The 26,989-nt window shown below is 65.9% G+C and carries 29 protein-coding genes; 10 read left to right on the forward strand and 19 right to left on the reverse strand.

Annotated elements, in window-relative coordinates; genetic code table 11:
• The 4 genes from GU920_RS06225 to GU920_RS06240 form a co-directional block, all read right to left on the reverse strand.
• The gene (locus tag GU920_RS06225) at positions 1-216 is read right to left on the reverse strand and encodes a DUF4287 domain-containing protein (RefSeq protein WP_161766063.1); all 216 of its coding nucleotides are present in this window, start codon (positions 214-216) and stop codon (positions 1-3) included.
• Positions 213-1,742, reverse strand: coding sequence for a formate dehydrogenase beta subunit (locus tag GU920_RS06230; protein WP_161766064.1), 1,530 nt, complete (start codon positions 1,740-1,742; stop codon positions 213-215). Before GU920_RS06230 ends, GU920_RS06225 begins: the two co-directional genes overlap by 4 nt.
• Positions 1,742-2,212, reverse strand: coding sequence for a formate dehydrogenase subunit gamma (locus tag GU920_RS06235; RefSeq protein WP_161766065.1), 471 nt, complete (start codon positions 2,210-2,212; stop codon positions 1,742-1,744). The genes GU920_RS06230 and GU920_RS06235 overlap by 1 nt, the downstream gene beginning before the upstream one ends.
• A gap of 111 nt (positions 2,213-2,323) precedes the next feature.
• A complete protein-coding gene (locus tag GU920_RS06240) occupies positions 2,324-3,223 on the reverse strand; it encodes a LysR family transcriptional regulator (protein ID WP_161766066.1) in 900 nt (299 codons plus the stop codon).
• A 112-nt stretch (positions 3,224-3,335) separates the two neighbouring features.
• Between GU920_RS06240 and GU920_RS06245 the strand changes: the two genes are divergently transcribed.
• The 4 genes from GU920_RS06245 (at position 3,336) to uvrC (ending at position 7,320) form a co-directional block, all read left to right on the forward strand.
• Positions 3,336-4,130: a S49 family peptidase gene (locus GU920_RS06245; RefSeq protein WP_201743979.1), complete on the forward strand. Its 795-nt coding sequence runs from the start codon at positions 3,336-3,338 to the stop codon at positions 4,128-4,130.
• A gap of 37 nt (positions 4,131-4,167) precedes the next feature.
• Positions 4,168-4,323, forward strand: a complete 156-nt coding sequence (locus GU920_RS06250) for a hypothetical protein (RefSeq protein ID WP_235933089.1) — start codon at positions 4,168-4,170, stop codon at positions 4,321-4,323.
• Between the two features lies 1 nt (position 4,324).
• Positions 4,325-5,101, forward strand: a complete 777-nt coding sequence (locus GU920_RS06255) for an SDR family oxidoreductase (protein ID WP_161766068.1) — start codon at positions 4,325-4,327, stop codon at positions 5,099-5,101.
• Between the two features lie 323 nt (positions 5,102-5,424).
• Positions 5,425-7,320 (forward strand): excinuclease ABC subunit UvrC, encoded by a 1,896-nt coding sequence (uvrC, locus tag GU920_RS06260; protein ID WP_161766069.1) that lies wholly within the window; start codon positions 5,425-5,427, stop codon positions 7,318-7,320.
• Positions 7,321-7,325: 5 nt separating this feature from the next.
• Here uvrC and rbfA read toward each other — a convergent pair whose 3' ends face one another.
• Complete coding sequence (gene rbfA / locus GU920_RS06265) at positions 7,326-7,748, reverse strand: 30S ribosome-binding factor RbfA (protein ID WP_161766070.1); 423 nt, start codon at positions 7,746-7,748, stop codon at positions 7,326-7,328.
• Between the two features lie 98 nt (positions 7,749-7,846).
• Here rbfA and dapB point away from each other — a divergent pair, with 98 nt between their 5' ends.
• On the forward strand, positions 7,847-8,656 hold the full coding sequence (dapB, locus tag GU920_RS06270; protein WP_161766552.1) for a 4-hydroxy-tetrahydrodipicolinate reductase: 810 nt from the start codon (positions 7,847-7,849) through the stop codon (positions 8,654-8,656).
• 54 nt (positions 8,657-8,710) lie between these two features.
• A complete protein-coding gene (locus GU920_RS06275; protein ID WP_235933091.1) occupies positions 8,711-9,136 on the forward strand; it encodes a dihydrodipicolinate reductase in 426 nt (141 codons plus the stop codon).
• 33 nt (positions 9,137-9,169) lie between these two features.
• On the opposite strand, the gene GU920_RS06280 is transcribed toward GU920_RS06275, so the two are convergent.
• On the reverse strand, positions 9,170-9,349 hold the full coding sequence (locus tag GU920_RS06280; RefSeq protein ID WP_161766072.1) for a DUF1674 domain-containing protein: 180 nt from the start codon (positions 9,347-9,349) through the stop codon (positions 9,170-9,172).
• Positions 9,350-9,418: 69 nt separating this feature from the next.
• Between GU920_RS06280 and GU920_RS06285 the strand changes: the two genes are divergently transcribed.
• Positions 9,419-10,669 carry an RsmB/NOP family class I SAM-dependent RNA methyltransferase gene (locus GU920_RS06285; protein WP_161766073.1) on the forward strand — a complete coding sequence of 417 codons (1,251 nt, stop codon included), beginning with the start codon at positions 9,419-9,421 and terminating at the stop codon, positions 10,667-10,669.
• A gap of 52 nt (positions 10,670-10,721) precedes the next feature.
• On the opposite strand, the gene GU920_RS06290 is transcribed toward GU920_RS06285, so the two are convergent.
• Genes GU920_RS06290 through GU920_RS06310 form a run of 5 tightly spaced genes read right to left on the reverse strand, consistent with a single transcriptional unit; the run spans position 10,722 to position 15,343 of the window.
• On the reverse strand, positions 10,722-11,459 hold the full coding sequence (locus GU920_RS06290; RefSeq protein WP_161766074.1) for an SDR family NAD(P)-dependent oxidoreductase: 738 nt from the start codon (positions 11,457-11,459) through the stop codon (positions 10,722-10,724).
• A 21-nt stretch (positions 11,460-11,480) separates the two neighbouring features.
• Positions 11,481-12,041, reverse strand: coding sequence for a DUF3833 domain-containing protein (locus GU920_RS06295; RefSeq protein WP_161766075.1), 561 nt, complete (start codon positions 12,039-12,041; stop codon positions 11,481-11,483).
• Position 12,042: 1 nt separating this feature from the next.
• Complete coding sequence (locus GU920_RS06300; RefSeq protein WP_161766076.1) at positions 12,043-13,302, reverse strand: MFS transporter; 1,260 nt, start codon at positions 13,300-13,302, stop codon at positions 12,043-12,045.
• Positions 13,299-14,051 carry a DUF1365 domain-containing protein gene (locus GU920_RS06305; RefSeq protein ID WP_161766077.1) on the reverse strand — a complete coding sequence of 251 codons (753 nt, stop codon included), beginning with the start codon at positions 14,049-14,051 and terminating at the stop codon, positions 13,299-13,301. The genes GU920_RS06300 and GU920_RS06305 overlap by 4 nt, the downstream gene beginning before the upstream one ends.
• Complete coding sequence (locus GU920_RS06310) at positions 14,048-15,343, reverse strand: NAD(P)/FAD-dependent oxidoreductase (RefSeq protein WP_161766078.1); 1,296 nt, start codon at positions 15,341-15,343, stop codon at positions 14,048-14,050. The genes GU920_RS06305 and GU920_RS06310 overlap by 4 nt, the downstream gene beginning before the upstream one ends.
• Before the next feature lie 264 nt (positions 15,344-15,607).
• On the opposite strand from GU920_RS06310, the gene GU920_RS06315 reads away from it, so the two are divergent.
• From GU920_RS06315 to GU920_RS06325, 3 genes are all read left to right on the forward strand, one after another.
• A complete protein-coding gene (locus GU920_RS06315; protein WP_161766079.1) occupies positions 15,608-16,153 on the forward strand; it encodes a sigma-70 family RNA polymerase sigma factor in 546 nt (181 codons plus the stop codon).
• 14 nt (positions 16,154-16,167) lie between these two features.
• Positions 16,168-16,812: a ChrR family anti-sigma-E factor gene (locus GU920_RS06320; protein ID WP_161766080.1), complete on the forward strand. Its 645-nt coding sequence runs from the start codon at positions 16,168-16,170 to the stop codon at positions 16,810-16,812.
• Positions 16,813-16,950: 138 nt separating this feature from the next.
• Positions 16,951-17,883, forward strand: a complete 933-nt coding sequence (locus GU920_RS06325; RefSeq protein ID WP_161766081.1) for a phosphatase PAP2 family protein — start codon at positions 16,951-16,953, stop codon at positions 17,881-17,883.
• Here GU920_RS06325 and GU920_RS06330 read toward each other — a convergent pair.
• The 8 genes from GU920_RS06330 to purH form a co-directional block, all read right to left on the reverse strand.
• The gene (locus GU920_RS06330) at positions 17,880-18,425 is read right to left on the reverse strand and encodes a HutD/Ves family protein (protein WP_161766082.1); all 546 of its coding nucleotides are present in this window, start codon (positions 18,423-18,425) and stop codon (positions 17,880-17,882) included. The two genes, GU920_RS06325 and GU920_RS06330, sit on opposite strands and share 4 nt — an antisense overlap.
• On the reverse strand, positions 18,422-19,579 hold the full coding sequence (locus GU920_RS06335; protein ID WP_161766083.1) for a DNA recombination protein RmuC: 1,158 nt from the start codon (positions 19,577-19,579) through the stop codon (positions 18,422-18,424). The genes GU920_RS06330 and GU920_RS06335 overlap by 4 nt, the downstream gene beginning before the upstream one ends.
• Positions 19,576-21,423: a DNA mismatch repair endonuclease MutL gene (gene mutL, locus GU920_RS06340; RefSeq protein ID WP_161766084.1), complete on the reverse strand. Its 1,848-nt coding sequence runs from the start codon at positions 21,421-21,423 to the stop codon at positions 19,576-19,578. Before mutL ends, GU920_RS06335 begins: the two co-directional genes overlap by 4 nt.
• Before the next feature lie 75 nt (positions 21,424-21,498).
• Positions 21,499-22,821: a M16 family metallopeptidase gene (locus GU920_RS06345; RefSeq protein ID WP_161766085.1), complete on the reverse strand. Its 1,323-nt coding sequence runs from the start codon at positions 22,819-22,821 to the stop codon at positions 21,499-21,501.
• Positions 22,818-24,155, reverse strand: coding sequence for a M16 family metallopeptidase (locus GU920_RS06350; RefSeq protein WP_161766086.1), 1,338 nt, complete (start codon positions 24,153-24,155; stop codon positions 22,818-22,820). The genes GU920_RS06345 and GU920_RS06350 overlap by 4 nt, the downstream gene beginning before the upstream one ends.
• A 92-nt stretch (positions 24,156-24,247) precedes the next feature.
• The gene (locus GU920_RS06355) at positions 24,248-24,787 is read right to left on the reverse strand and encodes a DUF3035 domain-containing protein (protein WP_161766087.1); all 540 of its coding nucleotides are present in this window, start codon (positions 24,785-24,787) and stop codon (positions 24,248-24,250) included.
• A 53-nt stretch (positions 24,788-24,840) separates the two neighbouring features.
• Entirely contained in the window at positions 24,841-25,371 is a 531-nt protein-coding gene (lspA, locus tag GU920_RS06360) for a signal peptidase II (RefSeq protein ID WP_161766088.1), read from the reverse strand.
• Between the two features lie 13 nt (positions 25,372-25,384).
• Positions 25,385-26,971 carry a bifunctional phosphoribosylaminoimidazolecarboxamide formyltransferase/IMP cyclohydrolase gene (purH, locus tag GU920_RS06365; protein ID WP_161766089.1) on the reverse strand — a complete coding sequence of 529 codons (1,587 nt, stop codon included), beginning with the start codon at positions 26,969-26,971 and terminating at the stop codon, positions 25,385-25,387.
• Between the last annotated feature and the right edge of the window lie 18 nt (positions 26,972-26,989).

Below are 26,989 nucleotides of genomic sequence, written 5' to 3' on the forward strand. Positions count from 1 at the left end.
TCAGGCACCCTTCTTCTTCTGGGCAAGCTGGTGGGCGACGATGGCATTGGCATGGCCGTGGCCCATCGCGTGGGTTTCCTTCAGGAAGGAAACGATCTGCATATGCGGGCGGTCCAGCATCGCGGCGATCTGGTCGAACCAGTGCTGCATCGGCTGGCCGTATTTCGCCTCGATGGAAGGGAAGTAGGACGCGGGTCCCTGCACCTTTTCGGTCATTCCGCCGCCTCTTTCATCGCGGGGCTGAAGTCGTCGGGGAAGTGGGTGAGCGCGGACATCACCGGATAGGGGGTGAAGCCGCCCAGCGCGCAGAGCGAGCCGGATTTCATGGTGTTGCAGAGATCGGTCAGCAGCGGGATCGCGCCCGTGTCGCCCTTGGCGATGCGGTCCACGGTTTCCACGCCGCGCACGGCGCCGATGCGGCAGGGGGTGCATTTGCCGCAGCTTTCGATGGCGCAGAATTCCATCGCGAAGCGCGCCTGTTTCAGCATGTCGGCGGTTTCGTCAAAGATGACGAGGCCGGCATGGCCGATGAGCCCCTCTTTCGCGCCGAATTCTTCATAGCCGAAAGGGGTGTCGAACAGGCTGCGGGGGAAATAGGCACCCAGCGGGCCACCCACCTGCACGGCCTTGACCGGGCGGCCCGTGGCGGTGCCCCCGCCGATCACATCGACGATCTCACCCAGGGTCAGGCCGAAGGCCACCTCGAACAGCCCGCCATGTTTCACGTTGCCCGCGATTTGCAGCGGGATGGTGCCGCGCGACCGGCCAAGGCCGAAATCCTTGTAGAAGCCTGCGCCCTTTTCAAAGATCACCGGGATGGTGGCCAGCGAGATGACGTTGTTCACCACCGTCGGCTTGCCCATGAAGCCTTGCAGCGCGGGCAGCGGCGGCTTGGCGCGGACGATGCCGCGCTTGCCTTCCAGCGAATTCAGAAGCGAGGTTTCCTCGCCGCAGACATAGGCGCCCGCGCCGGTGCGGATCTCCATGTCGAAGGCCTTGCCCGAACCGAGGACGGAGGGGCCGAGGAGACCTGATTGCCGGGCGATTTCAACGGCGGCGGTCATCACCTCGATCGCATCCGGGTATTCGGAGCGGAGATAGACGAAGCCCTTGGTCGCGCCGGTGCCAATGCCTGCGATCGCCATGCCTTCGATCAGGGTGAAGGGGTCGCCCTCCATCAGCATCCGGTCGGCAAAGGTGCCGCTGTCGCCTTCATCCGCGTTGCACACGATGTATTTCCGGTCGGCCTTCGCCTCGGCCACCGTTTTCCACTTGATGCCGGTGGGGAAACCCGCGCCGCCCCGGCCGCGCAGCCCGCTTTCGGTGACCTCGGCCACGATGGCGGCGCTGTCCATCGTCAGCGCGCGGCGCAGGCCGACAAGCCCGCCGTGGGATTCGTAATCCGCCAGCGACAGGGGGTCGATCACGCCGACGCGGGCGAAGGTAAGGCGGGTCTGTTTCGCCATCCAGGGCAGCGCCTCGGTCAGGCCGAGCGCCTTGGGGTGCTGCGCGAGATCGGCAAAGAGCGCGGGCACATCGGCGGGGGTCATGGGACCAAAGGCAAGGCGGCCGGCATCGCTGGCAACCTCGACCAGCGGTTCCAGCCAGACCATCCCGCGCGATCCGTTGCGGATGAGTTCGACGGGGATGTTGCGCTTTCCCGCCTCGGCCAGAATCGCGGCGGCGACGTCATCGGCACCAAGGCCACGGGCGGCGGCGTCGCGGGGGACGTAGATCTTCATCAGCGCACCCCTTCGATGATCGCGTCAAGGCGGGCCTCATCCACGCGACCCACCACCTTGCCATCCACCAGCGCGGCAGGGGCGCAAGCGCAAAGGCCAAGGCAGAACACAGGTTCCAGCGTAATGCGGCCATCCTTGGTGGTTTCGTGCCATTCGATGCCGAGGCGGTTCTGTGCGTGTTGCGCCACGCGGTCGCCGCCCATGGCCTGGCAGGCCTCGGCCCGGCAGAGCTTCAGCACATGCTTGCCCGCCGGATCTTCGCGGAAGTCGTGGTAGAAGGACATCACGCCATGCACCTCGGCCCGGGTCAGGTTCAGCCGTTTGGCGATGATGGGCAGGGCGTCGCGGGGCACATAGCCATAGGCGGCCTGGATGGCGTGGAGGATCGGCAGAAGCGCGCCCTCCACCCCCTCATGCGCGTCAAGGATTTCCCCCACCCGCGCGGCGATTTCGGTGCTGGTCTGCGTCATCGGCGGCCTTCCTCGGTAGCTGTATACCGGGATATACCAAGCGATAGGGAAATCAATATAGAGTTCCCGTTGTTTGATAGATGCTGTCTATCAAATCCAGGCTGGGGTTTGTCAGTTGGAAGGGTTGGTTGTCTTGGCGAAGCGCTCTGCCTCGGCGATCAGGGCGGCGAGGACGGGGGTGAGGGGGTCGCGGCGGGCGGTGATCAGGCCCACCAGATGTTCCACCTCTGGCTCCACGATGGGGATGGAACGGAGCTGCCCCCCCGCCGTGAACATCTGCGCGAGTTGCCGTGGCACGATGGAGGCCCAGCGCCCGGTCAGCACATGGCTGGTCAGCGCGATGGTGGAGTTCGATTCGATCTGCGGGACCACGGCCGCCCCGGCCTCGGCCAGATGCTGGTTGACGATGCGGCGGTTCTGCATGTCGCCCGTCAGCAGGCAGAGCGGTTGTTCGGTCACTTCCGACCACGACACCTGATCGCGGTCGGCCAGCGCGGTGCCGGGGGCGCAGAGATAGCGGTAGAATTCGGCGTAAAGCGGCACCTGCGCCACCCGCCCCAGCGGTTCGTTGTCGAGATAGGTGATCCCGGCATCCAGATCGAGGGATTCGATCCCGGTGAGGATTTCGGCACTGGTGCGCGACAGGATGGAGACGCGGACATTCGGATGCCGCGCGGTGAAGGGGGCGGTCAGGCCCGCGACCATGGGCAGGGCCGTGGGGATGACGCCCAGCCGGAGGTTGCCCGACAGCCCGGCGCGGACGGTGCGCATTTCGTCCTTCAGCGCGCGCATGTCGCCCACGATGCGGCGGCCCCAATCCAGCACGCGCTGGCCTTCCGGCGTCAGCCCCTGAAAGCGGCTGCCGCGAAAGACAAGCTGCACGCCCAGCTGATCCTCTAGTTGCCGGATGGCGGAAGAGAGGGTGGGTTGGGTCACGCCGCAGGCTTCGGCTGCGCGGCCGAAATGGCGTTCCTGGGCGAGGGCGATGAACATTTCCAGCTTGTCGATCATGTGACGAGCCTGCCGTCATTCGCCCCCGCACTGCAAGCGCCCCTTGAGCAGCCCGAAAGCGCCCCTCAACCACCCCTTGTCCGCATGGCGGGGGAGGCTTAGCTGTTGGGACATGAAACGCTTCATCCCCTTTATCCCGAAACCGGCCATGGTTCCCGTGATCCGCCTGCAAGGCGCGATCGGCATGGGGACGCGGGGCCTGAACGACCAGACGGTGGCGCCGCTGATCGAGCGCGCCTTTGCGCGGGGCAAGCCTGCGGCGGTGGCCTTGGTCATCAACTCGCCCGGCGGATCGGCGGTGCAGTCGTCGCTGATCGCGGCGCGGGTGCGGCGGCTGGCGGAGGAGAAGAAGATCCCCGTCCATGCCTTTGTCGAGGATGTGGCGGCATCGGGCGGCTATTGGCTGGCCTGTGCGGCGGATGACATCTGGGTGGATGCGTCCTCCATCGTGGGGTCGATCGGGGTGAGCTTTGCGTCCTTCGGATTTCCTGAATTCATGGCGCGGCAGGGGATCGAGCGGCGGGTGGTGACGGCGGGCAAGTCGAAAAGCTTTGCCGATCCCTTCCTGCCCCAGAAGCCCGAGGATGTGGAGCGGCTGAAGCGGTTGCAGGAGCCGATCCATGCCGCCTTCATCGACCATGTGAGGGCGCGGCGCGGGGCGCGGCTGGATATGACGGCAGACCTGTTCAACGCCGATGTCTGGGTGGGGCAGAAGGCGGTGGAGGTGGGGCTGGTGGATGGCGTGGCCCATCTGCGGCCCAAGCTGATGGAAATGTACGGCGAGAAGGTCCGTCTCGTTCCCTATGGTCAGAAGCGGGGGTTGTTGCAGCGCCTTGGCATGGCGGCGACGGACGGGCTGCTTCAGGGCGTGGAAGAGCGCGCGCTTTGGGCGCGGTTCGGGCTGTAGGATGCTGATCAAGGTCTTTATCCTGTTTCTGGGGGGCATGGCGCTGATCGGGCTGATCGGGAAATGGCTGTTTCCCGGGGCGATAAACCGGGCGATTTCAAAACGGGCCGTTCTTGCGAAACCCTCTCGCTGCCGGGACTGCGGGCGCTATCTCATCGGCAAGGGCGGATGTGATTGCGGCAAGAAGGGCTGAGATGCGGGCATTGGTAACGGGGGCGGGGCGTCGTCTGGGGCGCGCGATGGCGCTGTATCTGGCGCAGCGCGGGCATGATGTGGCGGTGCACTATGCCGGAAGCGCCACCGAGGCCGAGGCAGTGGCGGCCGAGATCCGCGCGATGGGACGGCAGGCCGTGACGCTGGACGCCGATATCCTGATCGAGGCGCAGACCGAGGCGCTGGTCGGGCGGGCGGCGGCGGCGCTGGGCGGGCCGCTGAGCGTGCTGGTCAACAATGCGTCGATCTTTGAACATGACAGCTTCGAGACGGCGACGCGCAGCAGCTGGGACCGGCATGTCGAATCCAACCTGCGCGCGCCGTTCGTCCTGATCCAGCGCTTTGCCGCGCAGGCGCCCGATCCCGTGACGGATGCGGCGGGGGAACCCGTGGCGCAGGCGCTGGTGGTGAACATGGTGGATCAGCGCGTCTGGAAGCTGACGCCGGAATTTGCCAGCTACACGGTTGCGAAAGCCGGGCTGTGGGCGCTGACACAGACGGCGGCGCAGGGGCTGGCGCCACGGGTGCGGGTCAATGCCATCGGCCCGGGGCCGACGCTGCAGGGCGGCCGCCAGACGGCCGAGGCCTTTGCCCGCCAGCGCGCGGCGACGGTCCTGAGGCGGGGCGCGAACCCCGGCGATATCACGGCGGCGCTTGGATTTTTCCTCGATGCACCCGCCGTGACGGGGCAGATGATCGCGGTGGACGGGGGGCAGCATCTGGCGTGGCAGACGCCCGATGTGGTGGATGTGGAGTAGGCATGACAGCGGGTTGTCAGGTGACTTTGGCAAAGTTGTCCACTTCTCTCGATATGGTTACTGATCCGTTACAAAATCCCTAAGTTTTTCAGGTATTTGCCGCCCGATCAAAATTCTTTCATTTGATTTCAATAGGTTAAGTTTTTGCCCTTTTTTTAGGCAGATCTAGGAATCCAGCGAAAAACAAGGGAAAATCCGCCATGCCAAAAACTTTCCCGCAGACTTATCCACAAAAAGCGTGGACAGCTTTGCTCTTGCTCTTGGCCCTTGGCCGTTGCAGCGAGAACGCAGAATCGTTGCCATCGGAATAGACTGTAAACCCCATGTCGGACGAACCGCAGGACAGCGCATCGGCAGAGATCGAAGCGGGCCAGAAGGTGCCGCTCGGCCATGATGTGATCCAGGGCTATCTGCGCACGCTGGACGCATCGCCGGGCGTCTATCGGATGCTGAACGCCAAGGCCGAGGTGCTTTACGTCGGCAAGGCGCGCAACCTGAAGGCGCGGGTGTCGAACTATGCGCGCCCGTCGGGCCATTCGGGGCGCATCGCGCGGATGATTTCAGAAACCGCGTCGATGATGTTCCTGACCACGCGGACAGAGACCGAGGCGCTGCTTCTGGAGCAGAACCTGATCAAGCAGCTGAAGCCGCGCTACAACGTGCTTTTGCGGGATGACAAGTCTTTCCCGAACATCCTGATCGGCAAGGAACATACCTTTCCCCAGATCAAGAAGCATCGCGGCAAGCGGAGCGAGAAGGGAAGCTATTTCGGCCCCTTCGCCAGTGCGGGGGCGGTGAACCGCACGCTGAACCAGTTGCAGAAGGTGTTCCTGTTGCGGAACTGTTCGGATGCGATGTTCGAAAGCCGCACGCGGCCCTGCCTTCTGTTCCAGATCAAGCGCTGTTCCGCGCCCTGCGTGGGGCGGGTGACGCCTGCGCAGTATCAGGCGCAGGTGTCGGATGCCGAACGGTTCCTTGAGGGCAAATCGACCGAGGTGCAGGCGCAACTGGCCAGCCAGATGGCCGAGGCGTCAGAGGCGATGGAATTCGAACGCGCAGCGGCCTTGCGCGACCGCATCCGCGCGCTGACGCAGGTGCAATCGGCGCAAGGCATCAACCCGCGCGGGGTGCCCGAGGCAGATGTGATCGCGCTGCATCTGGAAGGCGGGCAGGCCTGCGTGCAGGTCTTCTTCATCCGGGCGAACCAAAGCTGGGGCAACCGGGATTTCTATCCGCGCACGGGGTCAGGCGCGGAGGAGAGCGAGATCCTTGAGGCGTTCGTCACCCAGTTCTACGACGACAAGGATCCGCCGCGCCTGATCCTGCTGTCGCATCCCGTGGAGAATGAGGATCTGGTGGCCGCCCTGCTGGCCGAACGGGCCGGGCGCAAGGTGGAACTTGCGGTCCCCCAGCGTGGCGAGAAGGCCGAGCTGGTGGAAAACGCCGCGCGCAACGCCAAGGAATCGCTCGCGCGGCGGATGGCCGAGGGGGCGGCGCAGTCCAAGCTGCTGGCCGGGCTGGCCGAGGCCTTTGATCTGGACGCACCGCCCCGGCGGATCGAGGTTTATGACAACGCGCATATCCAAGGGGCGGATGCCGTGGGCGGCATGATCGTCGCGGGGCCGGACGGGTTCAACAAGGGGCAGTATCGCAAGTTCAACATCAAGGGCGCGGCGGGCAAGGCGGGCGACGATTTCGGCATGATGAAGGAAGTGCTGACCCGGCGCTTCGAGCGGCTGCTGAAAGAGGACCCGGAGCGCAAGACGGAAGGCTGGCCCGATCTGCTGCTGATCGACGGCGGCGCGGGGCAGGTGTCGGCGGTGGGCGAGATTCTGGCCGAACTGGGCGTGGACGATGTGCCCTATATCGGGGTGGCCAAGGGGATCGACCGCGATGCCGGGAAAGAGGAATTCCACCGCCCCGGCGAGCCGCCCTTTGCCCTGCAGCGCAATGACCCGGTCCTGTATTTCGTGCAGCGTCTGCGGGACGAGGCGCACCGCTGGGCCAATGGCGCGCATCGCGCCAAGCGGGCAAAGGCGGTGGGTGCCACGCCGCTGGACGAAATCCCGGGGGTGGGCGCGACGCGCAAGCGGGCGCTTCTGGCGCATTTCGGCAGTGCGAAGGCCGTGTCGCGGGCGGGGCTATCGGACCTGATGGCGGTGGACGGGATCAGCGAAGCGATGGCGCAGGCGATCCACGACTTCTTTCACGACAGGTGACGGGGTTACGCTTCGGGCTCGTCGTCCTCGGGCGCGGCGAGATCGCGTTTGACCTTTTCATCCGAAAAGAGGCGGCGGGTTTCATCCAGCCGGTCAAACGTCTCATCGGGCCGGAAGCGCAGGTCGGGGGCGTATTTCAGCGTCATCTCGGCGCTGACGCGGCGGCGCAACTCGGCCTTGTTGCGGGCCAGCGCGGCGATGGCATCCTCGACCGGGACAGAGCCCATCAGGGGCATGACATAGACTGTCGCCACCTTGAGGTCGGGGGAACAGGACACCTCGCCCACGGTGATGGACATGCGGTTCAGGTCGGGATCGTGAATCTCGGCCCGGTTCAGCACATCCGACAGCGTGCGGCGAATAAGTTCGCCCACGCGAAGCTGGCGTTGCGAAGGGCCATTGCCCGAGGTGAAGCGCTTGTTCGACATAAGGCCCCACATAGGCGCTTTGCGATGCGCCCGCAACGGCGGGCTTTCACGGGGGGCGATCAGCGGCTAAAGGGGCGGGAAATGCCGTGGAGGATGTGATGGCCGATCTGCCGGGAATCGTGGTGACGGGCGCCTCGGGGCGCATGGGGCAGATGCTGGTGCGCACCATCGCGGCGTCCGGCAAGGCGCGGCTGGTGGGCTGTGTGGAACGCGCGGGGCATGGCTGGATCGGGCAGGATATCGGGGTGGCCATGGGGGGCGGGCCGCTGGGCGTGGCGGTGACGGATGACCCGCTGGAGGCCTTTGCCCGGGCGCAGGCGGTGATCGACTTCACCGCCCCCGCCGCGACGGTGGAATTTGCCGCGCTGGCCGCGCAGGCGCGGGCGGTGCATGTGATCGGCACAACAGGGCTGGAAGCGGCGCATCTGGCGAAGATCGAGGCAGCGGCGCGCCATGCGGTGGTGGTGCGGGCGGGGAACATGAGCCTTGGCGTCAACCTTCTGGTGCGGCTGACGCAGAAGATCGCCGCCGCACTGGACGAGGATTGGGATGTGGAAATCGTCGAGGCGCATCACAGGATGAAGGTGGATGCGCCGTCTGGCACGGCGCTGATGCTGGGCCGGGCGGCGGCCGAAGGGCGGGGCGTCGATCTGGACGCGGCAATGGACAGCGGGCGGCACGGGATCACCGGCGCGCGGCAACGGGGCGCGATCGGAATCGCCGCCGTGCGGGGCGGCGATATCGTGGGCGAACATGACGTGATCTTCGCCGCCGATGGGGAACGGGTGATCCTGCGCCATGTCGCGACCGACCGGGCGATCTTCGCGCGCGGGGCGCTGCGGGCGGCGCTGTGGGGACAGGGCGCGAAGCCCGGGCAGTATGACATGATGGATGTGCTGGGGCTGTAGGCCGACATAAACCTTCACTACAGCGTGAAATTGACAGGTCATGCGGATCGGATATTGATCCGCTCACAAGCCCGCGTCGTAACGCCTTGGTCCTATGTGTTCGGAGCCATCGCCATGCTGAACCGCGTCTTCGTCTCTGCCCTGATCGCCTGCGCCGGGATGCCCGCGCTGGCCGAAGGCTTTTCCCGGATCAGCGACCGTTCCGAATTCGTCCAGACCGTGCAGGACAAGGAACTGCGTCTGGGGATGTTCGGCATCTCGCTGACCGTGGAAGAGGATGGCGAAATCAAGGGACGCGCCCTGGGCTGGGATGTGACCGGCACCTGGGAATGGCGGGATGGGTATTTCTGCCGCGAGATGGATTGGTCGGGCTATCCGATCCCGCAGAACTGCCAGCTGGTCGAGGCGCGCGGCGGGGAAGAGATCCGCTTTACCGTAGACAAGGGCGCGGGCGATTCGGCGTCGTTCAAGTTGCGCTGACGCAGGCCGGGCCGCTGCCGGGCAGGCCTGCGATCAGAAGTCGATGGCCAGGCCCTTCTTTTCCCAATCGCCATAGCGCACGGGTTCCGGCCCATCGCGCCCGCCCAGTTCGGTAGGCAGGGGCTGTGTCTTGGCGTTCTTGCGACGCTCTTCCGCTTCGGCAAGGGCGCGGAGCGCTTCGGGCGGAAGGTCGGGGCGCGCGGTGTCGGTCATGGCAAGGGTTCCCTGTTCGTCATGGTTGATATACGCCCGAACGCCAAGGGAACAAGGGGCGCCGGGGTCATGGCATCAGAGGGTTTGGCGGCACGTATGGCAGCGGTGGGTCTGCTGGGGGCCGTGTTGGGCGAAGGGCGGCTGATGGCGCAGGTTCTGGCCGATCCGCAGGGGCCGCTTGCCGGCCTGCCGCCGGGGGATCGCGCGCGGGCGCAGCGCCTTGCCCTTGCGGTGCTGCGTCATGTGGAACCTGCCGATCAGGTGCTGGCCCCCCATCTGCGCAAATCCCCTCCACGTCTGGTGCGGGATGCGATGCGGCTGGCGGTGGTGGAAATCGCCCTTGGCGGCGCGGCGCATGGCGCGGTGAACGCGGCGGTCGAGATCGTGCGGCGCGGCAAGCGCACCGCGCCTTTTGCCGGGCTGGTGAATGCCGTGCTGCGCAAGGTGCCTGCCGATCCCTTCGCGGGATTGCCCCCGCAGCGGATGCCGCGCTGGCTGCGCCAGCCGCTGGTTCACGCCTATGGGCGGGACGGGGTGACCGCGATGGAGGCGGTGCAGGCCATGACGCCCCCGCTCGACCTGACGCTGCGCGCGGGCGCCGAGGCGCCGGAGGGTGCGGTCCTGCCGACCGGCACGCTGCGGCTGGAGGAGAAGGGGCAGGTCTCTGCCCTGCCCGGTTATGCCGCGGGCGGCTGGTGGGTGCAGGATGCCGCGGCGGCGCTTGCGGTGGGGCTGCTGGCACCGCAGGCGGGCGAGCGGGTGCTGGACCTGTGCGCGGCACCGGGGGGGAAGACGCTGCAACTCGCCGCGGCCGGCGCGGCGGTGACGGCGGTGGACCTGTCAGAGCCGCGCATGGCCCGGCTGCGCGAGAATCTGTCGCGCTGCGGGCTGGCGGCGGACCTGATCACCGCGGATGCGTTGGAGTGGCAACCCGATCAGGCCTTTGACGCGGTGCTTCTGGATGCGCCCTGCTCGGCCACTGGGACGATCCGGCGGCATCCCGATCTGCCCTTTGTGAAGGACGGATCGGAACTGCCCGCGCTGGTGGAGTTGCAGGCGCGGCTGCTGGACCGGGCGCTGGGGATGGTGCGGCCCGGGGGGCGGGTGGTGTTCTGCACCTGCTCGCTGCTGCCTGACGAGGGCGAGGGGCAGCTTGCGGCGGCGCTTGCACGGCATCCGGGGCTGCGGGTTGAGCGCGTGGCGCTGCCGGGGGTGGATGAGGCGTGGTGGACAGCCGAAGGCGGGCTGCGCCTGCGCCCCGATCTGTGGGCGGATCGGGGCGGGATGGACGGGTTCTTCATGGTGCGGCTGGGCCTGTGAAGGCCAAAATCCTTTGAAGGATTTTGCAAATTTCTTCGAAGAAATTTGGTCCTTACTTGGGTGCAAAGAGGCGGTAATAGGCCCAGTTCGGCAGGAATTGCGACAGCCGGAATACCCAGGCGAAGGGCACGGGAAAGCTGTTGGAGAAGTGGTCGGTGGTCATGTGTTCATACATGATCTGCGCCGCCTGCCCCGGTTCCATGATCTGCGGCATGCGGAAATCGTTCTTGTCGGTCAGGCGCGTCTTGATGAAGCCGGGATTGCACAGCTGCACGTCGATCCCCGATCCGCGCAGGTCGCAATACATCGACTCCGCCAGCGACATGGTGCCAGCCTTGGACGCGCAGTAACCGATGGCGCCCGGCAGGCCGCGAAAGCCCGACAGCGACCCGGTGATCACGATATGGCCCGATCCCCGCGCCACCATCTGCGGCACCACGGCGCCCATGACGCGGGCGCAGCCCGTCAGGTTGATGTTGCACATCGCCTCGACCGCGTCGGCATCCCATTCCTGCGCCTTGGTGGGCCAATAGACCCCGGCCAGAAAGACCACCCCATCCACGGGGCCGATCTGATCCGCCGCCTTGCGGACGGAGTCCGTCGATCCGACATCGACCGGGACAGGAATGGCACGACCGGGCAGAAGGGCGATCGCCTCGGCCAGACGGTCACCCGAACGTGCCGACAGGACAAGATCCGCCCCCGCATTCGACAGGCGCTGCGCCAGAGCAAGGCCCAGCCCTTCGGACGCCCCCACGAGCCAGTAGCGTTTGCCGCGAAACTCTCTCATCCCAGAACCCCTTTGCCTTGGTCAGCGCGGCACGCGCCGCATCGTGGCCACCAGTTCCGCCACGGTGATGCCGAACTTGGTGAACTGGCTGCGATTCATGATGGTGCCGTTCTCCATCAGATACATCCAGTCGGTCACGTTCAGGACATGGCCTCCGGCCTCGTCATCCAGCTTGATGCGGTAGCGCAGTTGCACGCCTGCGCCCTCTGCCCGCCCTTCGCCGGGACCGACGACATCATCCGCCTCGGCCCGGATCATCCCGTCATTGGACAGCATCAGCCGCCATTCCCGGTCTTGGATCCGGCCGGAATCGTAGTGGAATCGTTCCTTCAGCACGCCGGAGTTGCCCTCCCACACCCCTTCCATCTCGGCCACGAAGCGGGATGCCACGCGCCCCGTGGGGCCGTAGATCACCCCTTCGCACAGGATCGGACCGGAAAGATGGGTGCGCAGGTCAAAGCGGGGGGCCGTTCCGGCCAGATCGGCAGGCCGCTGGCTGCGAAAGCCGATATAGCGGCTTTTGACCGCCAAAAGGGCCAGTGTCAGCAGAACGCCAAGAAGCACAAGCATCGTCGATGTCATCTCAGACCTCAGGGATCCTGGTGGCCGCCAAAAGCGCGATGGCCAGCAATTTCAGCGCGCAGGGAACCAACGCGTAAAAGGCAGATAGGGCGAAAAGCGCATCCGGCGCGTTTTCCGCGCCCGGCGTGAAGCCGGCCGCCTGAAGCGCGGGCAGCAACGTCGCCGCGGCGAGCGCCAGCGAGAGTTTCGAGACGAAAGACCACAGGCCGAAGGCGGCCCCTTCGCCGCCCTGCCCCAACTCGCCCAGACGCCGGGCAAAGATCGCGGGCAGAAGCACCATATCCGCCCCGAGGGCCGCGCCTGAGGCCGCGCAGATCACGGCGAAGGCCAGCGTGTCGCCCGCCCCCAGCGTGGCCGCCCAGAGAAAGCTCGTGATCGCAAGGACCATGCCGCACAGAAGCGCGGGACGGGCGCCAAAGCGCTGTGCCGCGCGCGACCAGAGCGGGGTGGATATGGCGGCGGACAGGAAGAACAGCAGAAGGAGCGGCCCCTCCATCCCAGCGGCCATCAGGCGGCTTTCGACGAAGAAGAGGAACAGCGTGGATGTCACCGCCACCGGCGCGGCGTTCAGCAGCGCGATCAGCAGCAGGCGCCGCGCCAGCGGGTCGGCCAGCGCCGGGCGGAACACGGCCAGCGGGTTTGACACGGCCGCGCCACCGCCCGCCCATTGCCCGCGCATGGCCAGCGTGGCGGCCACCGCCAGCACGGCGAAGATCAGGGCGAACACGGTGAAGGGCTGATCGGTCAGGGCGGCCAGCGCGACAGGGGCGACGGCGGCAAGGCAGACCCCGGCCAGCGATCCACCCTCACGCCAGGCGGCCAGCCGCAGGTGCCCCTTTTCGCCAAGCGTGGCCGCCTTGGCCACGCCTTCGGCGTAGAAGGCGATGGTCAGGAAGGAGAAGGCCGAAAACAGCAGGGTCAGCGTCAGCGCGAACCACAGAAGCGGGGCCACTGGCGGCGTCACGGCGAAAAGCCCGATCATCGCCAGCGCCATCAGCGCGGCAGCGATGGCGACAAGCATGCCGCGCCTTGCCCGGCCCACCTCGGCCAGCCAGCCGAGCAGCGGGTCCTGCACCACGTCGATCAGCCGCAACAGCGCCAGCACCCCGCCCAGCGCGGCAAGGCTGGTGCCGTAGGTATCGACATAGAATTTGGGTGCGTGGATATAGATCGGCAGGCCTGCCATCGCGATCAGCGCGGCAAACAGGCTCCACCCCGCAAGCCCTGCCCGGGGCGCGGAAACAGGCAGGACGGCGGTCATCTGGTCACTTCCTCGGGCGGCGGGGTCGGGCGGTGGCGGAACTTCACGCCCTTTACCGCCAGCTTCAGCGCCTGCCAGTGGATCAGCGCCAGCACGCGGCGGCTGCCCAAGGGGCGGCGGAGCGTGGCGCGCAGGATCTCAAGATTGGTCAGCGGGACGCGCGGGCCGATCAGGTTGGTGAACAACCCGCCATCCTGCGTGGAATAGTCGATCCAGATGCCCACCCGATCCGGCCGGATGTCGAAGCGGAAGGCATAACCCCCTTCGATCGGCTGAAAGGGCGAGACGTGGAAGATCTTGCGCGCGGTGATCGTGTCGCTGCGGGTGATCGGGGCCAGATCATCGCGGTGGCACAGATAGGAATGGCGGTCGCCATAGGTGTTCGTCACCTCGGCGATGACGGTGCGCAGCTGGCCCCGGTCATCGTGGCAGAGCCAGAAGCTGACCGGGTTGAAGACATGGCCAAGCACGCGCGGCTGGCCGAGGAGCAGGATCTGATCCGCCCCCGGCAGGCCATGCGCGGCCAGCACCTCGCGCACCCAGGCCGTGCCGCGGCCCTGCCCCGGCGGGCCGCCGAAATCGGCGTCATGGATCGCGGTCAGGTTGCCACGGTTGCGCGAGAAAAGCCCCGGCCCCTCGGCGCGGTCGGGATCGAGCAGCACATAATCCACGGTGTAGCGAAAGCTGTTCGCGACCGCGCCCTTACGGCCATGAAACGTCTCACCCCGGATCAGTTCGACGGCGCTCATGCCGCCAGCGCCCTTTCACGGGCGGAGGCCCGCATCGCATCGACCACATCCACCGCTGAGGCGAAGCCATCCTCGTGAAAGCCGTTGCGCATCCAGGCCCCGGCGAACCACGTGTTCTGCGTGCCGTTCATGGCCCGCACCTTCGCCTGCGCCTCGATCGCGGCCAGATCGTAGACCGGGTGATCGAAGGTCACTACGTCGTCGATCAGCCGTTCATCGATGCCGCCGTTGGAGTTCAGCGTGACGAAAAGCGGATCGTCCATCGGGATGGGTTGCAGCGAGTTCATCCAATAGGTCAGGTCGATCCGCCCGCGCGGCCCGCCCGCCGCTTCCACATAGACCCACGAGGACCAGCATTTGCGATTCTTCGGCATGACCGACGGATCGCGGTGCAGGATCGCTTGGTTCGGCTGATAGCGCACGGCACCCAGCGCGGCGCGTTCCGCAGGGGTGGCATCGGACAGGAGCGACAGGCTGATGTCGGAATGGGTGGCGAGGATCACCTCATCGAAGAGTTCCCACTCATCCCCCTGCACCCGCACCATGACGCCGCCTTCGGTGCGCCGGATGCCCGCGACGGCCGCGCCGAGGCGGATATCGACCCCCCGGCCGACGAGCGATGCCTGCAGGCGGCGGACATATTCGATGGATCCACCCTTCACGGTGTACCATTGGTGCTGGCCTTCGTAGTCAAGAAGGTTGTGGTTTTCAAAGAACCGCACGAGGGCATGGGCAGGGAAATCGAGGATGCCCTTGGTGGGCGTGGACCAGATCGCCCCGGAAAACGGCGTGATGTAGTAATCGCGGAACCAGTCGCCCGTGCCCAGCGCCGCGAGGAGATCGCGGATCGTCATGTCCGGGCGCACCACCGACAGGGCGTTCTTGTTGAAGCGCAGGATATCGGTGAGCATCCCGAGAAAGCGGGGCGACAGGGCGTTCTTGCGCTGTGCGAAGATCGTGTCGAGCGAGGCCAGCCCGTATTCCAGCCGCCCCCCGCCGATGGATGCGCCGAAGGACATGCTGCTTTCGACGTAAGGCACATCGAGACGGTCGAACATCCGCAGCAGGTTTGGATAGTTCACCTTGTTGAAGACGATGAAGCCCGTATCGACCGGCTGATCCTTGTTCTTGCCCGCGATCACGGTGCGGGCATGGCCGCCCAGCCGCGGTTCGGCTTCGAAAAGGACCACCGTGTGATCATCGGCCAGAAGATGCGCGGCGGCCATGCCAGAGATGCCCCCCCCGATGACAGCGACACGACGGGGAACGGAACCGAGGGTTTCGAAAGGCATGAATAGGCGCACTCCTGCTGGTCTTTGGCGGTTCTACGCGACCGCGAACGGATTGGATCAACCTGTCAGCATTTCTTTACATTGATAGGTTGACATCGGTTTTCGTCAGAACATTTAGCCCTGTGTGATCCATCCGACAGCATGTCACGTAAATGTTCCATGATGTTCGATGTACACAGGGCCGAAATTATCGGATGCGCCTTTGATCGCGTGGCAATATGCTGCGACGGAACAGAAGGTTAGGCGCCGGAAGGAAAGCTCTGCGTGCAGGCGGATGAGGTTGACACGGATTGGGCGGCACTGGTCAGTCGTGTGCGCGACCATCAGGACAAGGCGGCGTTTGCCGCCCTGTTTAGGCACTTTGCCCCAAGGGTGAAGGCCTTTCTGATGAAGTCGGGCGCCGATGCAGCGCTGGCCGAGGAATGTGCGCAGGATGTCATGGCGACGCTGTGGCAGAAGGCGGCGCTCTTTGATCCGTCGCGGGCTTCGGTGGCGACCTGGGTCTTCACCATTGCCCGCAACCGGCGAATCGACGCGTTGCGCAAGGCGCGGCGGGCCGAACCGGAAGAACTGCCCTGGGGGCCCGAGCCTGAACCCGATCAGGCAGAGGTGCTCGAGGCGCAGCAGGATACTGAACGGCTGGGAGCCGCGCTCTCTCAGTTGCCCGAAAAGCAGCGCGCCTTGATCGAAAGGGCCTTCTATGGCGATCTGTCGCATAGCGAGATCGCCGCAGAAACGGGCCTTCCACTGGGAACGATCAAGTCGCGCATTAGATTGGCGTTGGAGCGGCTGCGCCAGCAGATGAGTTGAAGGCAAGACGACGGATGACGATCAGGCACCACCTTACCGACCAGCTCCTGATGGCCTATGCGGCAGGCGAACTGCCCGAAGCCTTCAATCTGGTTGTGGCCACCCATGTGTCACTTTGCGACGAATGTCGCGCGAAGCTGGCCGCGTTCGAAGCGGTTGGCGGCGCGATGATGGAAATGACCGACACGGTGGCGATGTCGGATGATAGCCTCGCGGCCTGTCTGGACCGGATCGACGGGCTTTCGCAGGCGAATGCGCGGCGGCCCCTGCGGCGGGCTGGGGTGTTTCCGGCGCCCCTCGCCGATTATGTCGGCGGTGGGCCGGAGAAGGTGAAATGGCGGGCCGTCGGGATGGGCGTGAAGCAGGCCATGCTGTCCACCGGGCGCGGTGCGTCTGCGCGGCTTTTGTACATTCCCGGGGGGCAGGCCGTGCCTGACCACGGGCATCGCGGGATGGAACTGACGATGGTGCTGCAGGGTGCCTTCCGCGACGAGACCGACCGCTTCGGTCGGGGCGATGTGGAAATCGCCGATGCGTCGATGCAGCACACGCCGATCGCCGAGAATGGCGAGGTCTGCATCTGCCTTGCGGTGACGGACGCCCCGCTGCGGTTCAACGCGATCATCCCGCGTCTGGCGCAGCCCTTCCTCGGGATCTGATCCGGCGCGCGCGCGCGCCCCGTGCCTTTGGGCAGGGGTCGGCCTGTAAGGCGCGCGCGCTGCCCTGTTAGCGAGTGAAAGAGGGTATCCTTTTCGCACGCAGACGGGGTCATGCTTTTATTCTCGGCGCGATATGTGATGTTTGCATTGGCCTATTGGGCCTTTGCATCGCTTATCTATTTCCTGTGCTTTGGCACCGTCGCGAATTTCTCGGCCAGCTTTGTTGAAAGCGCGTCCAGTGTTTTCGACATCGGCCCCGTGGTCGCCGCGACAGGGCTTGGCTTGCTTCTCTTCTGCATCTTGCGCGGGTTCTTTGATCGGCGGCGGCTGCTTGCCGTGCTGATCATTGCCAGCGCGCAGGTGCCGTTCTTTGCCGGCTTCCACATGATCAAGGTCTGCATCCCGCAGATCACGGTCTTCTGGGCGGATGACGCCTTTGCCCGGCTGGACCGGGTTCTGCATGGCAATCAGGATGCGTTCTTCCTGTATCATGGGCTGCTGGGGGAGGTGATCCCCAACGCGGCGGTGGTCACGGCGTATTTTCCCGTCTGGCTGACGATTGCCTATGTCTATCCCGCCATCGTCGCCGCCTTCGAGCCGAATGAGGCCCGCGCCATGCACCATATCCGGCTGCATTTCATCAGCTGGGTCATGCTCGGGACGGTGGTGGCGCTGATCTTTGCCTCTGCCGGGCCGATCTATGTGGCGCTGCTGACCGGCGCGGATGATTTCGCCTATCTGGATGCATTCCTGCAGGCGGATCAGGCCGCCTTTGCGGGGGTGATCCATCTGCAGATGGAGTTGTGGACCGAACATTCGACCGGCGCGCTGGGATCGGGTATCAGCGCCTTTCCCAGCCTGCATGTCGCGGCGGCCACCTTGCCCGTGGTCTGGATGGTGGAACGCTTTGGCCGGTATGGCCTGATCAGCGCCCTTTTTCCCGCGGTGATCCAGTATGGCTCTGTCCTGACCGGGTTTCACTATGCGGTGGACGGGTATGCTTCGGTGATCGTGGTGGTGCTTTGCCATGTGCTGATCCGGCAGCATGGCGGGCGGGCGGTAGTGGCCTAGGGATATCCACCCGGCGGCAGCCCCTGCAGGCGCACCAGAAGCGCAGGGCCGGGGGTTTCCATCTCCAGCGGGCCTGCGGCAAGGATCAGGTCATGCCGGCCCAGCGCGCGGCCTGACAGGCGAAGCGGCGACAGCGCCAGCAGCGCCAACAGCCCGCCCGCGGCAATCGGCCCGGCCCCGTTCAGGACCTGCACATCCGGGCGCAGCAGATGGCGCGCCGTCATCACGTTGAAATCTTCGGACACCTGCCCGCCCGTGCCTTCCGCCGCCACGGCCACATCGCCCGGAAAGGCGACAGGCCCGAACGGCAGGCAATCCAGCGACAGGCCCGCCCCCACCAGCCGGAAGCCGGGGCCAGAGATCACGGTCAGATTGCGTTCGATGCCGGGGAAAAGGGAGAAGGGCCCGTCTTCGGCCACCGTCGCCATCGACAGCCGCCACAGCAGATCGCCCCCCGCATCGGCCCGGGCGAGTTCGACGGTCACGCCCTTGCCGTTCTTCCAGGGCTGGCGGATGTAATCGGCGGGGGTGAGGTGCTTCATTCCGCGGCCTGCGGTCCGATCAAGGGGCCTGTGTCCGACGCGATCTCTTCGAAATCGAAGTTGTCCAGCCGCCGCGCGCGCCGCGTGGCCTTTTCGCTGGAGATGCGGATTTCCTCGATATCCTTTGCCGCCTGACCGAAATGCCGATCCAGGTTTTCCACCCGCGCGCCCAGCCGTTCCACATCGGCGTAAAGCAGGGCCAGTTCCTTGCGGATCGCCCCGGCCTGTTCGCGCATCCGCGCGTCTTTCAGAACGGCGCGCATGGTGTTCAGCGTGGCCATGCAGGTGGTGGGCGACACGATCCAGACCTTGGCGGCAAAACCTTCGCGCACGACATCGGGGAAATTGGCATGCAATTCAGCATAGACCGCCTCGGACGGCAGAAACATCAGCGCGCCGTCGGCGGTTTCGCCTTCGATGATGTAGCGTTCGGCGATGGCGCGGATATGGGCGCGCAACGCCCCCCGCATCAGACGCTGTGCCTCGGCCAATTGCTGCGGCGTATCGGCGCGGCGCAGCGCCTCATAGGCCTCCAGCGGGAATTTCGCGTCGATCACGATGGCGCCGGGGGGTTTCGGCAGGTGGATCAGGCAATCCGCCCGCCGCCCGTTCGACAGCGTGGCCTGCATGGCATAGCTGTCGGGCGGCAGCGCCTTTTGCACGATGTCGTGCAACTGAATCTCGCCAAAGGCGCCGCGCGTCTGCTTGTTCGACAGGATATCCTGCAAGGACAGCACATTTCCCGACAGCTTTTCGATATTCGCCTGCGCGCGGTCGATCGTTTCCAGCCGCTGTTGCAGATCGCCCAGACTGCGCGCCGTGCGGGTAGAGGTGCCGTGCAGCGCCTCGGTCATCTGGCGCTGCACATCGGCCAGCCGCTGTTCCATCAGCTTCAGCATCGACGACTGGCTGACGGCCTGCGCTTCGGACACATGATGCAGGCCGCCGGCCAGCCGTTCCTGACCGTCAGACAAGGATTGAACGCGGTGCGTCATCCATTCCATCTGCCGCATCAGGGGTGCCGCCATGCGCGCCGACCGCACCGCCGCGCGCAGCGTCAGCAGCAGGATCAGCAGGACGGCACCCAAAACCGCCCCGCCGATCAGCACGACCGGATCGTTCCACGCATAGGGGATGCCGCCGATGGTGATCATCGCCGCCCGAACAGCCGTTCGATATCGGCCAGCTTCAGTTCCACATACGTGGGCCGCCCATGGTTGCACTGGCCGGAATGGGGGGTTTCCTCCATCTCGCGCAAGAGGGCGTTCATCTCTTCCGCCCGCATCTGGCGCCCGGTGCGCACCGATCCATGGCAGGCCATGCGCGACAGCACGGCCTCGATCCGGGCCTGCACAAGCTGGCTGTCGCCAAGATCGGCCAGTTCGTCCAGCACATCACGGATCAGCGCAGCGCCGTTCACCGCGCCAAGGATCGCGGGCGTTTCGCGGATCGCGATGGCCGATCCGCCGAAGGCTTCGATCACCAGCCCCATCCGGGCCAAGGGCGCGGCGTGATCGAGCAAGCGCGCCGTATCGCCGGGCGACAGATCGACGATCTCGGGGATCAAAAGCGCCTGCGCCGCGATGCCGTTCTCCACCATCTGCCGCTTCAGCGTTTCATAGACCAGCCGTTCATGTGCGGCATGGCTGTCCACGATGACGATCCCGGTTTCGGTCTGGGCGATGATGTAATTCTCATGCACATGCGCGCGGGCAGCACCCAAGGGACGTGCGGCAGCGTCATCTGCGGGGTGGGCCGGTTCCACCCGGGCGGCAGGCGCTTCGGCAAAGCCCAAGGGCGCGGCGGCAGCCCCCGCCAAGGGGGCCTGAAAGGCGAAGCTGCGCGCAAGGCCGGGCTGTGAGGGGCGATCCATCTGATAGATGCGCGGCGCCTCGGGGCGCAGGGCGGCCAGCGTGGCATCGGCGACCGTGCTGCTGGCGCGGTGGCCCGCACCCGACAGGGCCGCGCGCAGGCCCCCGATCATCAGGCTGCGCACAGCTTCGGGCTCGCGGAAGCGGACCTCGGCCTTGGCGGGGTGGACGTTCACATCCACGCGTTCCGGATCACAGGAGATCGTCAGCACCGCCGCCGGGTGGCGATCCCGGCTGAGGAAATCGAAATAGGCGGCCCGCAGCGCGCCGAACAGCATGCGGTCCAGCACGGGCCGCCCGTTGACGAAGACAAACTGCTGGACCGACGATCCGCGCGAATAGGTGGGCAGGGCGGCAAAGCCCGTCAGCCGCAGGCCATCGCGTTCGACATCAATCCGCAGCGCGTTGTCGATGAATTCGGCCCCCAGAACGCCGGCCAGACGGGCATGGAGGGCATCGAAGAAATCCCCGCCATTCGGATCGGCGCGGAACATGACCCTGCCCTCCCCGCCGCCCGACACGTCGCGCAGGGTGAAGCCCACGGTCGGCTCGGCCATGGCCAGACGTCGCACCACATCGGCAATCGCCTGCGCCTCGGCCCGGTCAGAGCGCAGGAATTTCAGCCGTGCCGGAGTGGCGAAGAACAGATCGCGCAACTCGACCACCGTGCCGCGCGTCAGCGCGGCGGGTTTCACGCCGGAGGCGCGGCCCCCGGCCACGGTCAGGGTGGCGGCCTCGGCCCCTTGTGCGCGCGAGGTGATGGTCAGGCGCCCCACCGCGCCAAGGCTGGGCAGGGCTTCGCCGCGAAAGCCGAAACTGTGGATGTTCAGCAGATCGGTGCCGTCGATCTTGGACGTGGCATGGCGCGACAGGGCCAGCGGCAGGTCATCCGGGGCCATCCCGCAGCCGTCATCGGTGACACGGATCAGCGTCTTGCCACCGTCGGCATAGTCCACGGTGATCCGCGCCGCCCCGGCATCAAGGGCATTTTCCACCAGTTCCTTCACCGCCGATGCCGGGCGTTCCACCACCTCGCCCGCCGCGATGCGGTTGATCGCCGCCTCATCCAGCTGGCGGATCACGGGGCGGCCGGAGGGGCCGGTTATCTTGGGGGCGGGCGCATTCATGCGCCTATATCTAGCACCAGACCGGCGGCAGGACCACAGATTCGGGGCCGATCCCGCCACATCCCATCGCAGGCTTCAGTTCGTGCCGGTCACGCCCACGGGTTCGCCCACGATGACAAAGCGCAGGTCATCGGCGCGGAACAGCGTGGCGGCCACGCGTTTGACATCCTCGATCGTCACCGCGTTGACCTTGTCATTCCTTGTCTTGGGATAATCGGCGGGCAGACCGATCAGCTGCATGTTTACCATGATCTGCGCAAGCGGCCCGTTGCCATCGAACCGCAGGGGATAGGCCCCGGTCAGATAGGTTTTCGTCGCGGCGAGTTCCGCTTCGGTGATCCCGTCGCGGGCGATGCGCGCCCATTCAGTGCGGATCACCTCGACCGCCTCGGCCACGCGGTCATTCGCCACGGCGGCCTGTCCCATCACCAGCTCGGACCGGTCATATCCCACAAGCGACGTGCCGATCCCATAGGTCAGCCCGCGCTTTTCGCGGACCTCGGACATCAGCCGCGAAGAGAAGCGGCCACCGCCGAGAACCTCGTTCAGGATGGTGGCGGCAAAGAAATCGGGATCGTCCCGCTTGATGCCGGAATGGCCGAACAGGACCACCGATTGCGGGCCGGGAAAGGCCTCGACCGTGATGCCGCCGGTCAGGGCGGGCGCAATCTCGGGGGGCAGGGCGGGGCCGGTCGCCGGAAGATCGCCCAGAAGCGTGTCGAGCAGCGTGCCAAGCTCTTCGGCCGAGATGTCCCCCGCCGCCGCGACATAGACACGGTCGCGGGTCAGCGTCGCCTTGTGCGCGGCCATCAGATCGTCGCGGGTCAGCCCGGGCACCGTATCCAGCCGCCCGTCGCCGTTTTCGGCATAGGGATGGCCGGCAAAGGCCTGCTGCCGCAAAAGGCGGTTGGCGATGCTGCCCGGATCCTTTTCATCCGACCGCAACCCCGCCAGAACCTGCCCGCGCACCCGTTCGATGGCATCGGGATCAAAGCGCGGCACGGTGATCGCCTGCCGCAGCAGGGCCACGGCCTGATCGCGGTTCTCGGTCAGAAACTGCGCCGACACGGCAACCGTGTCGATATCGGAGGAAAACCCGAAAGACGCCGCCAGCCCGTCCCGCGCGGCGGCAAAGGCCTGCGCGTCCATGTCGCCCGACCCTTCCTCGATCAGCGCGGTCATCAGGTTGACCGCGCCTTCCTTGCCCGCGGGATCAAGGCTCGATCCGCCCCGGAAGCGGATTTCCAGCGCGGTGAAGGGCAGTTTTTCCTCTTGCACCAGCCAGGCGGTGATGCCCCCGGGCGAGGTTACGGTCTGGATGTCCACCGCCGCGCGCACCGGCAGGGCGAAAAGCAGCAGGGTCAGGGTGGCGGGGATCAGGCGGGAAAGCAGGGTCATTGGGCGGCCTCTTCACGCATCAGATAGCCGGTCACGGCCTTGCGGCGATCCAGCACAAGTTTGGCGGCCGCCACCACATCTTCGGGCGTGACCGCGTTCAGAACCTCTGGCCAGTTTTTCACATCCTCGATCGACAGGCCGTTTGCCAGACCTTCGCCATAGCGGCGGGCCAGACCGTTGGAATCGTCGCGGGCATAGATTTCCGAGGCGCGGATCTGCGTCTTGATACGGGCAAAGGCATCGGGATCGGGGCCATTCGCGATGAAATCGGCAATCGCCGCGTCCATCGCCGCCTCGGCCTGTTCCAGCGTGGTTTCGGGCGTGGGCACCACGATGAAGTTGAAGGTCGTGTCGTCCACCGTCGATCCGTCATAGAAGGCCGCCGTATAGACCGCCTTCTGCTGGTCGAACTGCAAGGCGCGGGCAAGGACGGACGTCGTGCCGCTGCCACCCAGAAGTTCGGCAAGGATCGTCAGCGCGGCGGCGGTCTCCTGATCGCCCGGATCGCGCTCTGGCGCGAGATAGCTGCGCGAGATGTAGGGTTCGGACACGCGCGGATCCGCCATGGCGATCCGCCGTTCGGCCAGTTGCGGCGGTTCCGCCACCCGGTTGCGCGGGCGCAGATCGGGCGCGGCGGGAATCGGGCCGTAATGCTTTTCCGCCAGCGAGCGCACCTGATCCGGGGTCACGTCGCCGGCCACGACCAGCACCGCGTTGTTCGGGGCGTAATGCGCCTTGTAGTGATCAATCGCGTCCTGCTGGGTCAGCCCTTCCATCTCGTGCCGCCAGCCGATGATCGGGATGCCGTAAGGGTGATTGAGGAACTGCGCCGCCCGCATCTGTTCGCCCAGCAGCGCGCCGGGGCTGGAATCGGTGCGCTGGCTGCGCTCTTCCAGAATGACCTGCCGTTCGGTGGCGACATCCTCTGCGTTCAGTTGCAGATCGGTCATCCGGTCGGCTTCCATCTGCATCATCAGATCCAGCCGATCCGCCGCCACGCGCTGAAAATAAGCGGTGTAGTCATAGCTGGTGAAGGCGTTGTCATTGCCGCCCTGCGCTTCGACGATCTCCGAAAACTCGCCGGGGCCAAGCTCATCGGTGCCTTTGAACATGAGATGTTCAAGGAAATGCGCGATGCCGGATTTGCCGCGCGGCTCGTCTGCCGATCCCACCTTGTACCACAGCATCTGCACCACGACGGGGGCGCGGTGATCTTCGATCACCACCACCTGCAATCCGTTTTCAAGGGTGAAGCCCGTCACGTCTTCGGCGGCCCGCAGGGGTGCGGCCATCAGCAGCACCCCCATCAGGGCAAGGCCCGGCAATTTCGGCATCCTGTCCTCCGCTAGGGTCTGCGGCAGCAGGCCCGTTTACAGCGCAAGGTGTGCCGCGCAGGCGGCAGGCGCAAGCCGCCCCTACGCGCTTGTTACTCGTCCTCGCCCGCTTGCGGAGGGGGTGCCGACGGCGTGGCCGCACCGGCACGGCGCCAGCGCCACAGTTCGGCCTGCTGATCCAGCGACTGATCTTCATAAGCGCGGTAGTAGACGTTCACGTTGAACAGCCGTTCAAGCAGGCGGCCATTGTTTTGGCGGCGGTATTCCAGATCCTCGGCCGCCAGCGTCTGGCGGATGTCCTGCGTCACGCCGTACCGCGCGGCATAGGCGTAAAGGCCCGAATGTGCGCTGTTCACGCCCTCACGCGGGCCAAGGTTGCCGCCCAGCGCAGCCACGGCTTCGGCCTGCGGATCGCGGTCGGTGCGGTTCAGACCGCCCGGCGTCGGTTCGGGCAGCGCCGCCAGATCCTGCGGCAGTTCCAGCGGCTTGGGCGGGATGATCCCGAATTCGTCAGGGCCCGCGGTGGTAGAGCGCACATTCATCAGCGACGGCACCGCGTCCCGGTCGCCGCATGCTGCAAGCGTCAGCACCATCGCCATTGCGATGGCGGGGAAACGCCGTTTTGCCTGCATGCCTGCCTCCGTCATCCGTCTTGCCCCCGTCTTAGCGCATGTCGGCGCGCGCGTCACGGGGTCTTTCCCGTGCCCCTGCCCCGCGCCGATTTCCGCGCCGATTTCCCCCCGGCATCGGGTTTGTCCTTGCCCCCGGTAAAGAGGACCAGACCGAAGGCCCCGGCAAAGATCGAGATGTCGGCCACGTTGAAGGCATAGGGATTCTCGATCCCGCAGCAGGACATGTTCAGGAAATCCGCCACAGCCCCGTAGACGATCCGGTCGATCACATTGCCCAGGGCGCCACCGATCAGGAGACCGGCCGAAATCTGCGCCCAGCGCCCCGCCCCTTCGCGCCGGATCCAGATCCAGACCCAGGCGGAAATCACCAGCGCCACCACGATCAGCACCCAGCGCATGAAATCGGCCTGATTGCTAAACAGGCCGAAATTGATGCCCGTGTTCCACGCCATGCGGAAGGTCAGGAAGGGGGGCAGAACCTCGATCACGCCGCGTTCGATCAGGTTCATCCACTGCACGACGATCAGCTTGGTCACCTGATCAAGCACGAAGATGATGGCGGCCGTCACAAGGGTTATGCGCATCGCCATCCCCCCGTCAGTGCCGGAAATGCCGCATGCCGGTGAAGACCATGGCAAGGCCTGCCGCATCGGCGGCGGCGATCACCTCGTCATCGCGCATGGATCCGCCCGGCTGGATGATCGCGGTCGCGCCTGCCTCGGCCGCGGCCAGAAGACCGTCGGCAAAGGGGAAGAAGGCGTCTGATGCCACCACCGAACCGTGGGTCAGCGGCGCGGGCAGACCCAGCGCCTCGGCCATGTCCTGCGATTTGCGGGCAGCGATGCGGGTGCTGTCGATCCGGCTCATCTGGCCTGCGCCCACGCCCACGGTCGCGCCCTGCCGGACATAGATGATGGCGTTGGATTTCACATGCTTTGCCACCTTCCACGCGAACAGAAGATCGGCCAGCTCGGCGTCAGACGGGGCGCGTTTGGTTACGACGCGCAGATCGGCGGGCAGCAGCGATCCGGCATCCCGGTCCTGCACCAGAAAGCCGCCCGCCACCTGTTTGAACGCCGTGCCCTTGGCGCGCGGATCGGGCAGCGCGGCGGTCGTCAGAAGGCGGAGGTTCTTCTTAGCGGCAAAGATCGCCCGCGCCTCTTCGGATGCGCCGGGTGCGATGACGACCTCGGTAAAGATCTCGGTGATGCGTTCCGCCGTCGCCGCATCCAGCGGCTGGTTCAGCGCGACGATGCCGCCAAAGGCAGAGGTGCGGTCACAGTCATAGGCGCGGGCATAGGCCTCGGCCAGCGTGGCCCCGGTGGCCACGCCGCAGGGATTGGCATGTTTGATGATCGCGCAGGCGGGGGCGCCGCCGCCAAATTCCGCCACCAGTTCGAAGGCGGCGTCGGTGTCGTTGATGTTGTTGTAAGACAACTCCTTGCCCTGCCACTGCCGCGCGGTGGCCACGCCTTCGCGGCGCGATCCATCGGTGTAGAAGGCCGCCCCCTGATGCGGGTTCTCGCCATAGCGCAGACCCTGCGCCAGCTTGCCCGCGAAAGACCGATAGCGCGGCGCGGTCTCACCAATCTCGCCCGCCAGCCAGTTCGACACGGCGGAATCATAGGCGGCGGTGCGGGAATAGGCGGTCAGCGCCATCTTCTGGCGGAAGGCCAGCGTCGTGGCACCATCATGCGCGGCCAACTGATCCAGCAGCGGCTGGTAATCGGCGGGATCGGTCAGCACGGTGACGAAACGGTGGTTCTTCGATGCGGCGCGGATCATGGCCGGGCCACCGATATCAATATTCTCGATGCAGGTGGCGTGGTCGGCGCCTTTCGCCACGGTTTCCTCAAACGGGTAGAGGTTCACGATCAGAAGGTCGATCGGTTCGATCCCATGCGCCGCCATGGCCAAGAGATGTTCGTCATCGTCCCGCAGGGCCAGCAGCGCGCCATGCACATTCGGGTGCAGCGTCTTGACCCGGCCATCCATCATCTCGGGGAAGCCGGTCACATCCGATACATCCCGCACTGTCAGCCCGGCCGTGCGCAGCATCCCCGACGTGCCGCCGGTGGAGATCAGCTCCACCCCCCGCGCGGCCAGCGCGCGCGCAAGGTCAAGCAGGCCGGACTTGTCGGAAACCGAAATCAGCGCGCGGCCGATGGGAACAAGGTTGGTCATGGGCGGAACCCCTTGGGT

The sequence above is a fragment of the Paragemmobacter ruber genome (genome assembly GCF_009908315.1).
In the GTDB taxonomy this organism is placed as follows: Bacteria; Pseudomonadota; Alphaproteobacteria; order Rhodobacterales; family Rhodobacteraceae; genus Paragemmobacter; species Paragemmobacter ruber.

Coding starts and splice junctions, on each gene's coding strand:
- GU920_RS06225 (WP_161766063.1), bottom strand. CDS start 216: ATGACCGAAAAGGTGCAGGGACCCGCGTCCTACTTCCCTTCCATCGAG.
- GU920_RS06230 (WP_161766064.1), bottom strand. CDS start 1,742: ATGAAGATCTACGTCCCCCGCGACGCCGCCGCCCGTGGCCTTGGTGCC.
- GU920_RS06235 (WP_161766065.1), bottom strand. CDS start 2,212: ATGACGCAGACCAGCACCGAAATCGCCGCGCGGGTGGGGGAAATCCTT.
- GU920_RS06240 (WP_161766066.1), bottom strand. CDS start 3,223: ATGATCGACAAGCTGGAAATGTTCATCGCCCTCGCCCAGGAACGCCAT.
- GU920_RS06245 (WP_201743979.1), top strand. CDS start 3,336: ATGAAACGCTTCATCCCCTTTATCCCGAAACCGGCCATGGTTCCCGTG.
- GU920_RS06250 (WP_235933089.1), top strand. CDS start 4,168: ATGGCGCTGATCGGGCTGATCGGGAAATGGCTGTTTCCCGGGGCGATA.
- GU920_RS06255 (WP_161766068.1), top strand. CDS start 4,325: ATGCGGGCATTGGTAACGGGGGCGGGGCGTCGTCTGGGGCGCGCGATG.
- uvrC (WP_161766069.1), top strand. CDS start 5,425: ATGTCGGACGAACCGCAGGACAGCGCATCGGCAGAGATCGAAGCGGGC.
- rbfA (WP_161766070.1), bottom strand. CDS start 7,748: ATGTCGAACAAGCGCTTCACCTCGGGCAATGGCCCTTCGCAACGCCAG.
- dapB (WP_161766552.1), top strand. CDS start 7,847: ATGGCCGATCTGCCGGGAATCGTGGTGACGGGCGCCTCGGGGCGCATG.
- GU920_RS06280 (WP_161766072.1), bottom strand. CDS start 9,349: ATGACCGACACCGCGCGCCCCGACCTTCCGCCCGAAGCGCTCCGCGCC.
- GU920_RS06285 (WP_161766073.1), top strand. CDS start 9,419: ATGGCATCAGAGGGTTTGGCGGCACGTATGGCAGCGGTGGGTCTGCTG.
- GU920_RS06290 (WP_161766074.1), bottom strand. CDS start 11,459: ATGAGAGAGTTTCGCGGCAAACGCTACTGGCTCGTGGGGGCGTCCGAA.
- GU920_RS06295 (WP_161766075.1), bottom strand. CDS start 12,041: ATGACATCGACGATGCTTGTGCTTCTTGGCGTTCTGCTGACACTGGCC.
- GU920_RS06300 (WP_161766076.1), bottom strand. CDS start 13,302: ATGACCGCCGTCCTGCCTGTTTCCGCGCCCCGGGCAGGGCTTGCGGGG.
- GU920_RS06305 (WP_161766077.1), bottom strand. CDS start 14,051: ATGAGCGCCGTCGAACTGATCCGGGGTGAGACGTTTCATGGCCGTAAG.
- GU920_RS06310 (WP_161766078.1), bottom strand. CDS start 15,343: ATGCCTTTCGAAACCCTCGGTTCCGTTCCCCGTCGTGTCGCTGTCATC.
- GU920_RS06320 (WP_161766080.1), top strand. CDS start 16,168: ATGACGATCAGGCACCACCTTACCGACCAGCTCCTGATGGCCTATGCG.
- GU920_RS06325 (WP_161766081.1), top strand. CDS start 16,951: ATGTTTGCATTGGCCTATTGGGCCTTTGCATCGCTTATCTATTTCCTG.
- GU920_RS06330 (WP_161766082.1), bottom strand. CDS start 18,425: ATGAAGCACCTCACCCCCGCCGATTACATCCGCCAGCCCTGGAAGAAC.
- GU920_RS06335 (WP_161766083.1), bottom strand. CDS start 19,579: ATGATCACCATCGGCGGCATCCCCTATGCGTGGAACGATCCGGTCGTG.
- mutL (WP_161766084.1), bottom strand. CDS start 21,423: ATGAATGCGCCCGCCCCCAAGATAACCGGCCCCTCCGGCCGCCCCGTG.
- GU920_RS06345 (WP_161766085.1), bottom strand. CDS start 22,821: ATGACCCTGCTTTCCCGCCTGATCCCCGCCACCCTGACCCTGCTGCTT.
- GU920_RS06350 (WP_161766086.1), bottom strand. CDS start 24,155: ATGCCGAAATTGCCGGGCCTTGCCCTGATGGGGGTGCTGCTGATGGCC.
- GU920_RS06355 (WP_161766087.1), bottom strand. CDS start 24,787: ATGCAGGCAAAACGGCGTTTCCCCGCCATCGCAATGGCGATGGTGCTG.
- lspA (WP_161766088.1), bottom strand. CDS start 25,371: ATGCGCATAACCCTTGTGACGGCCGCCATCATCTTCGTGCTTGATCAG.
- purH (WP_161766089.1), bottom strand. CDS start 26,971: ATGACCAACCTTGTTCCCATCGGCCGCGCGCTGATTTCGGTTTCCGAC.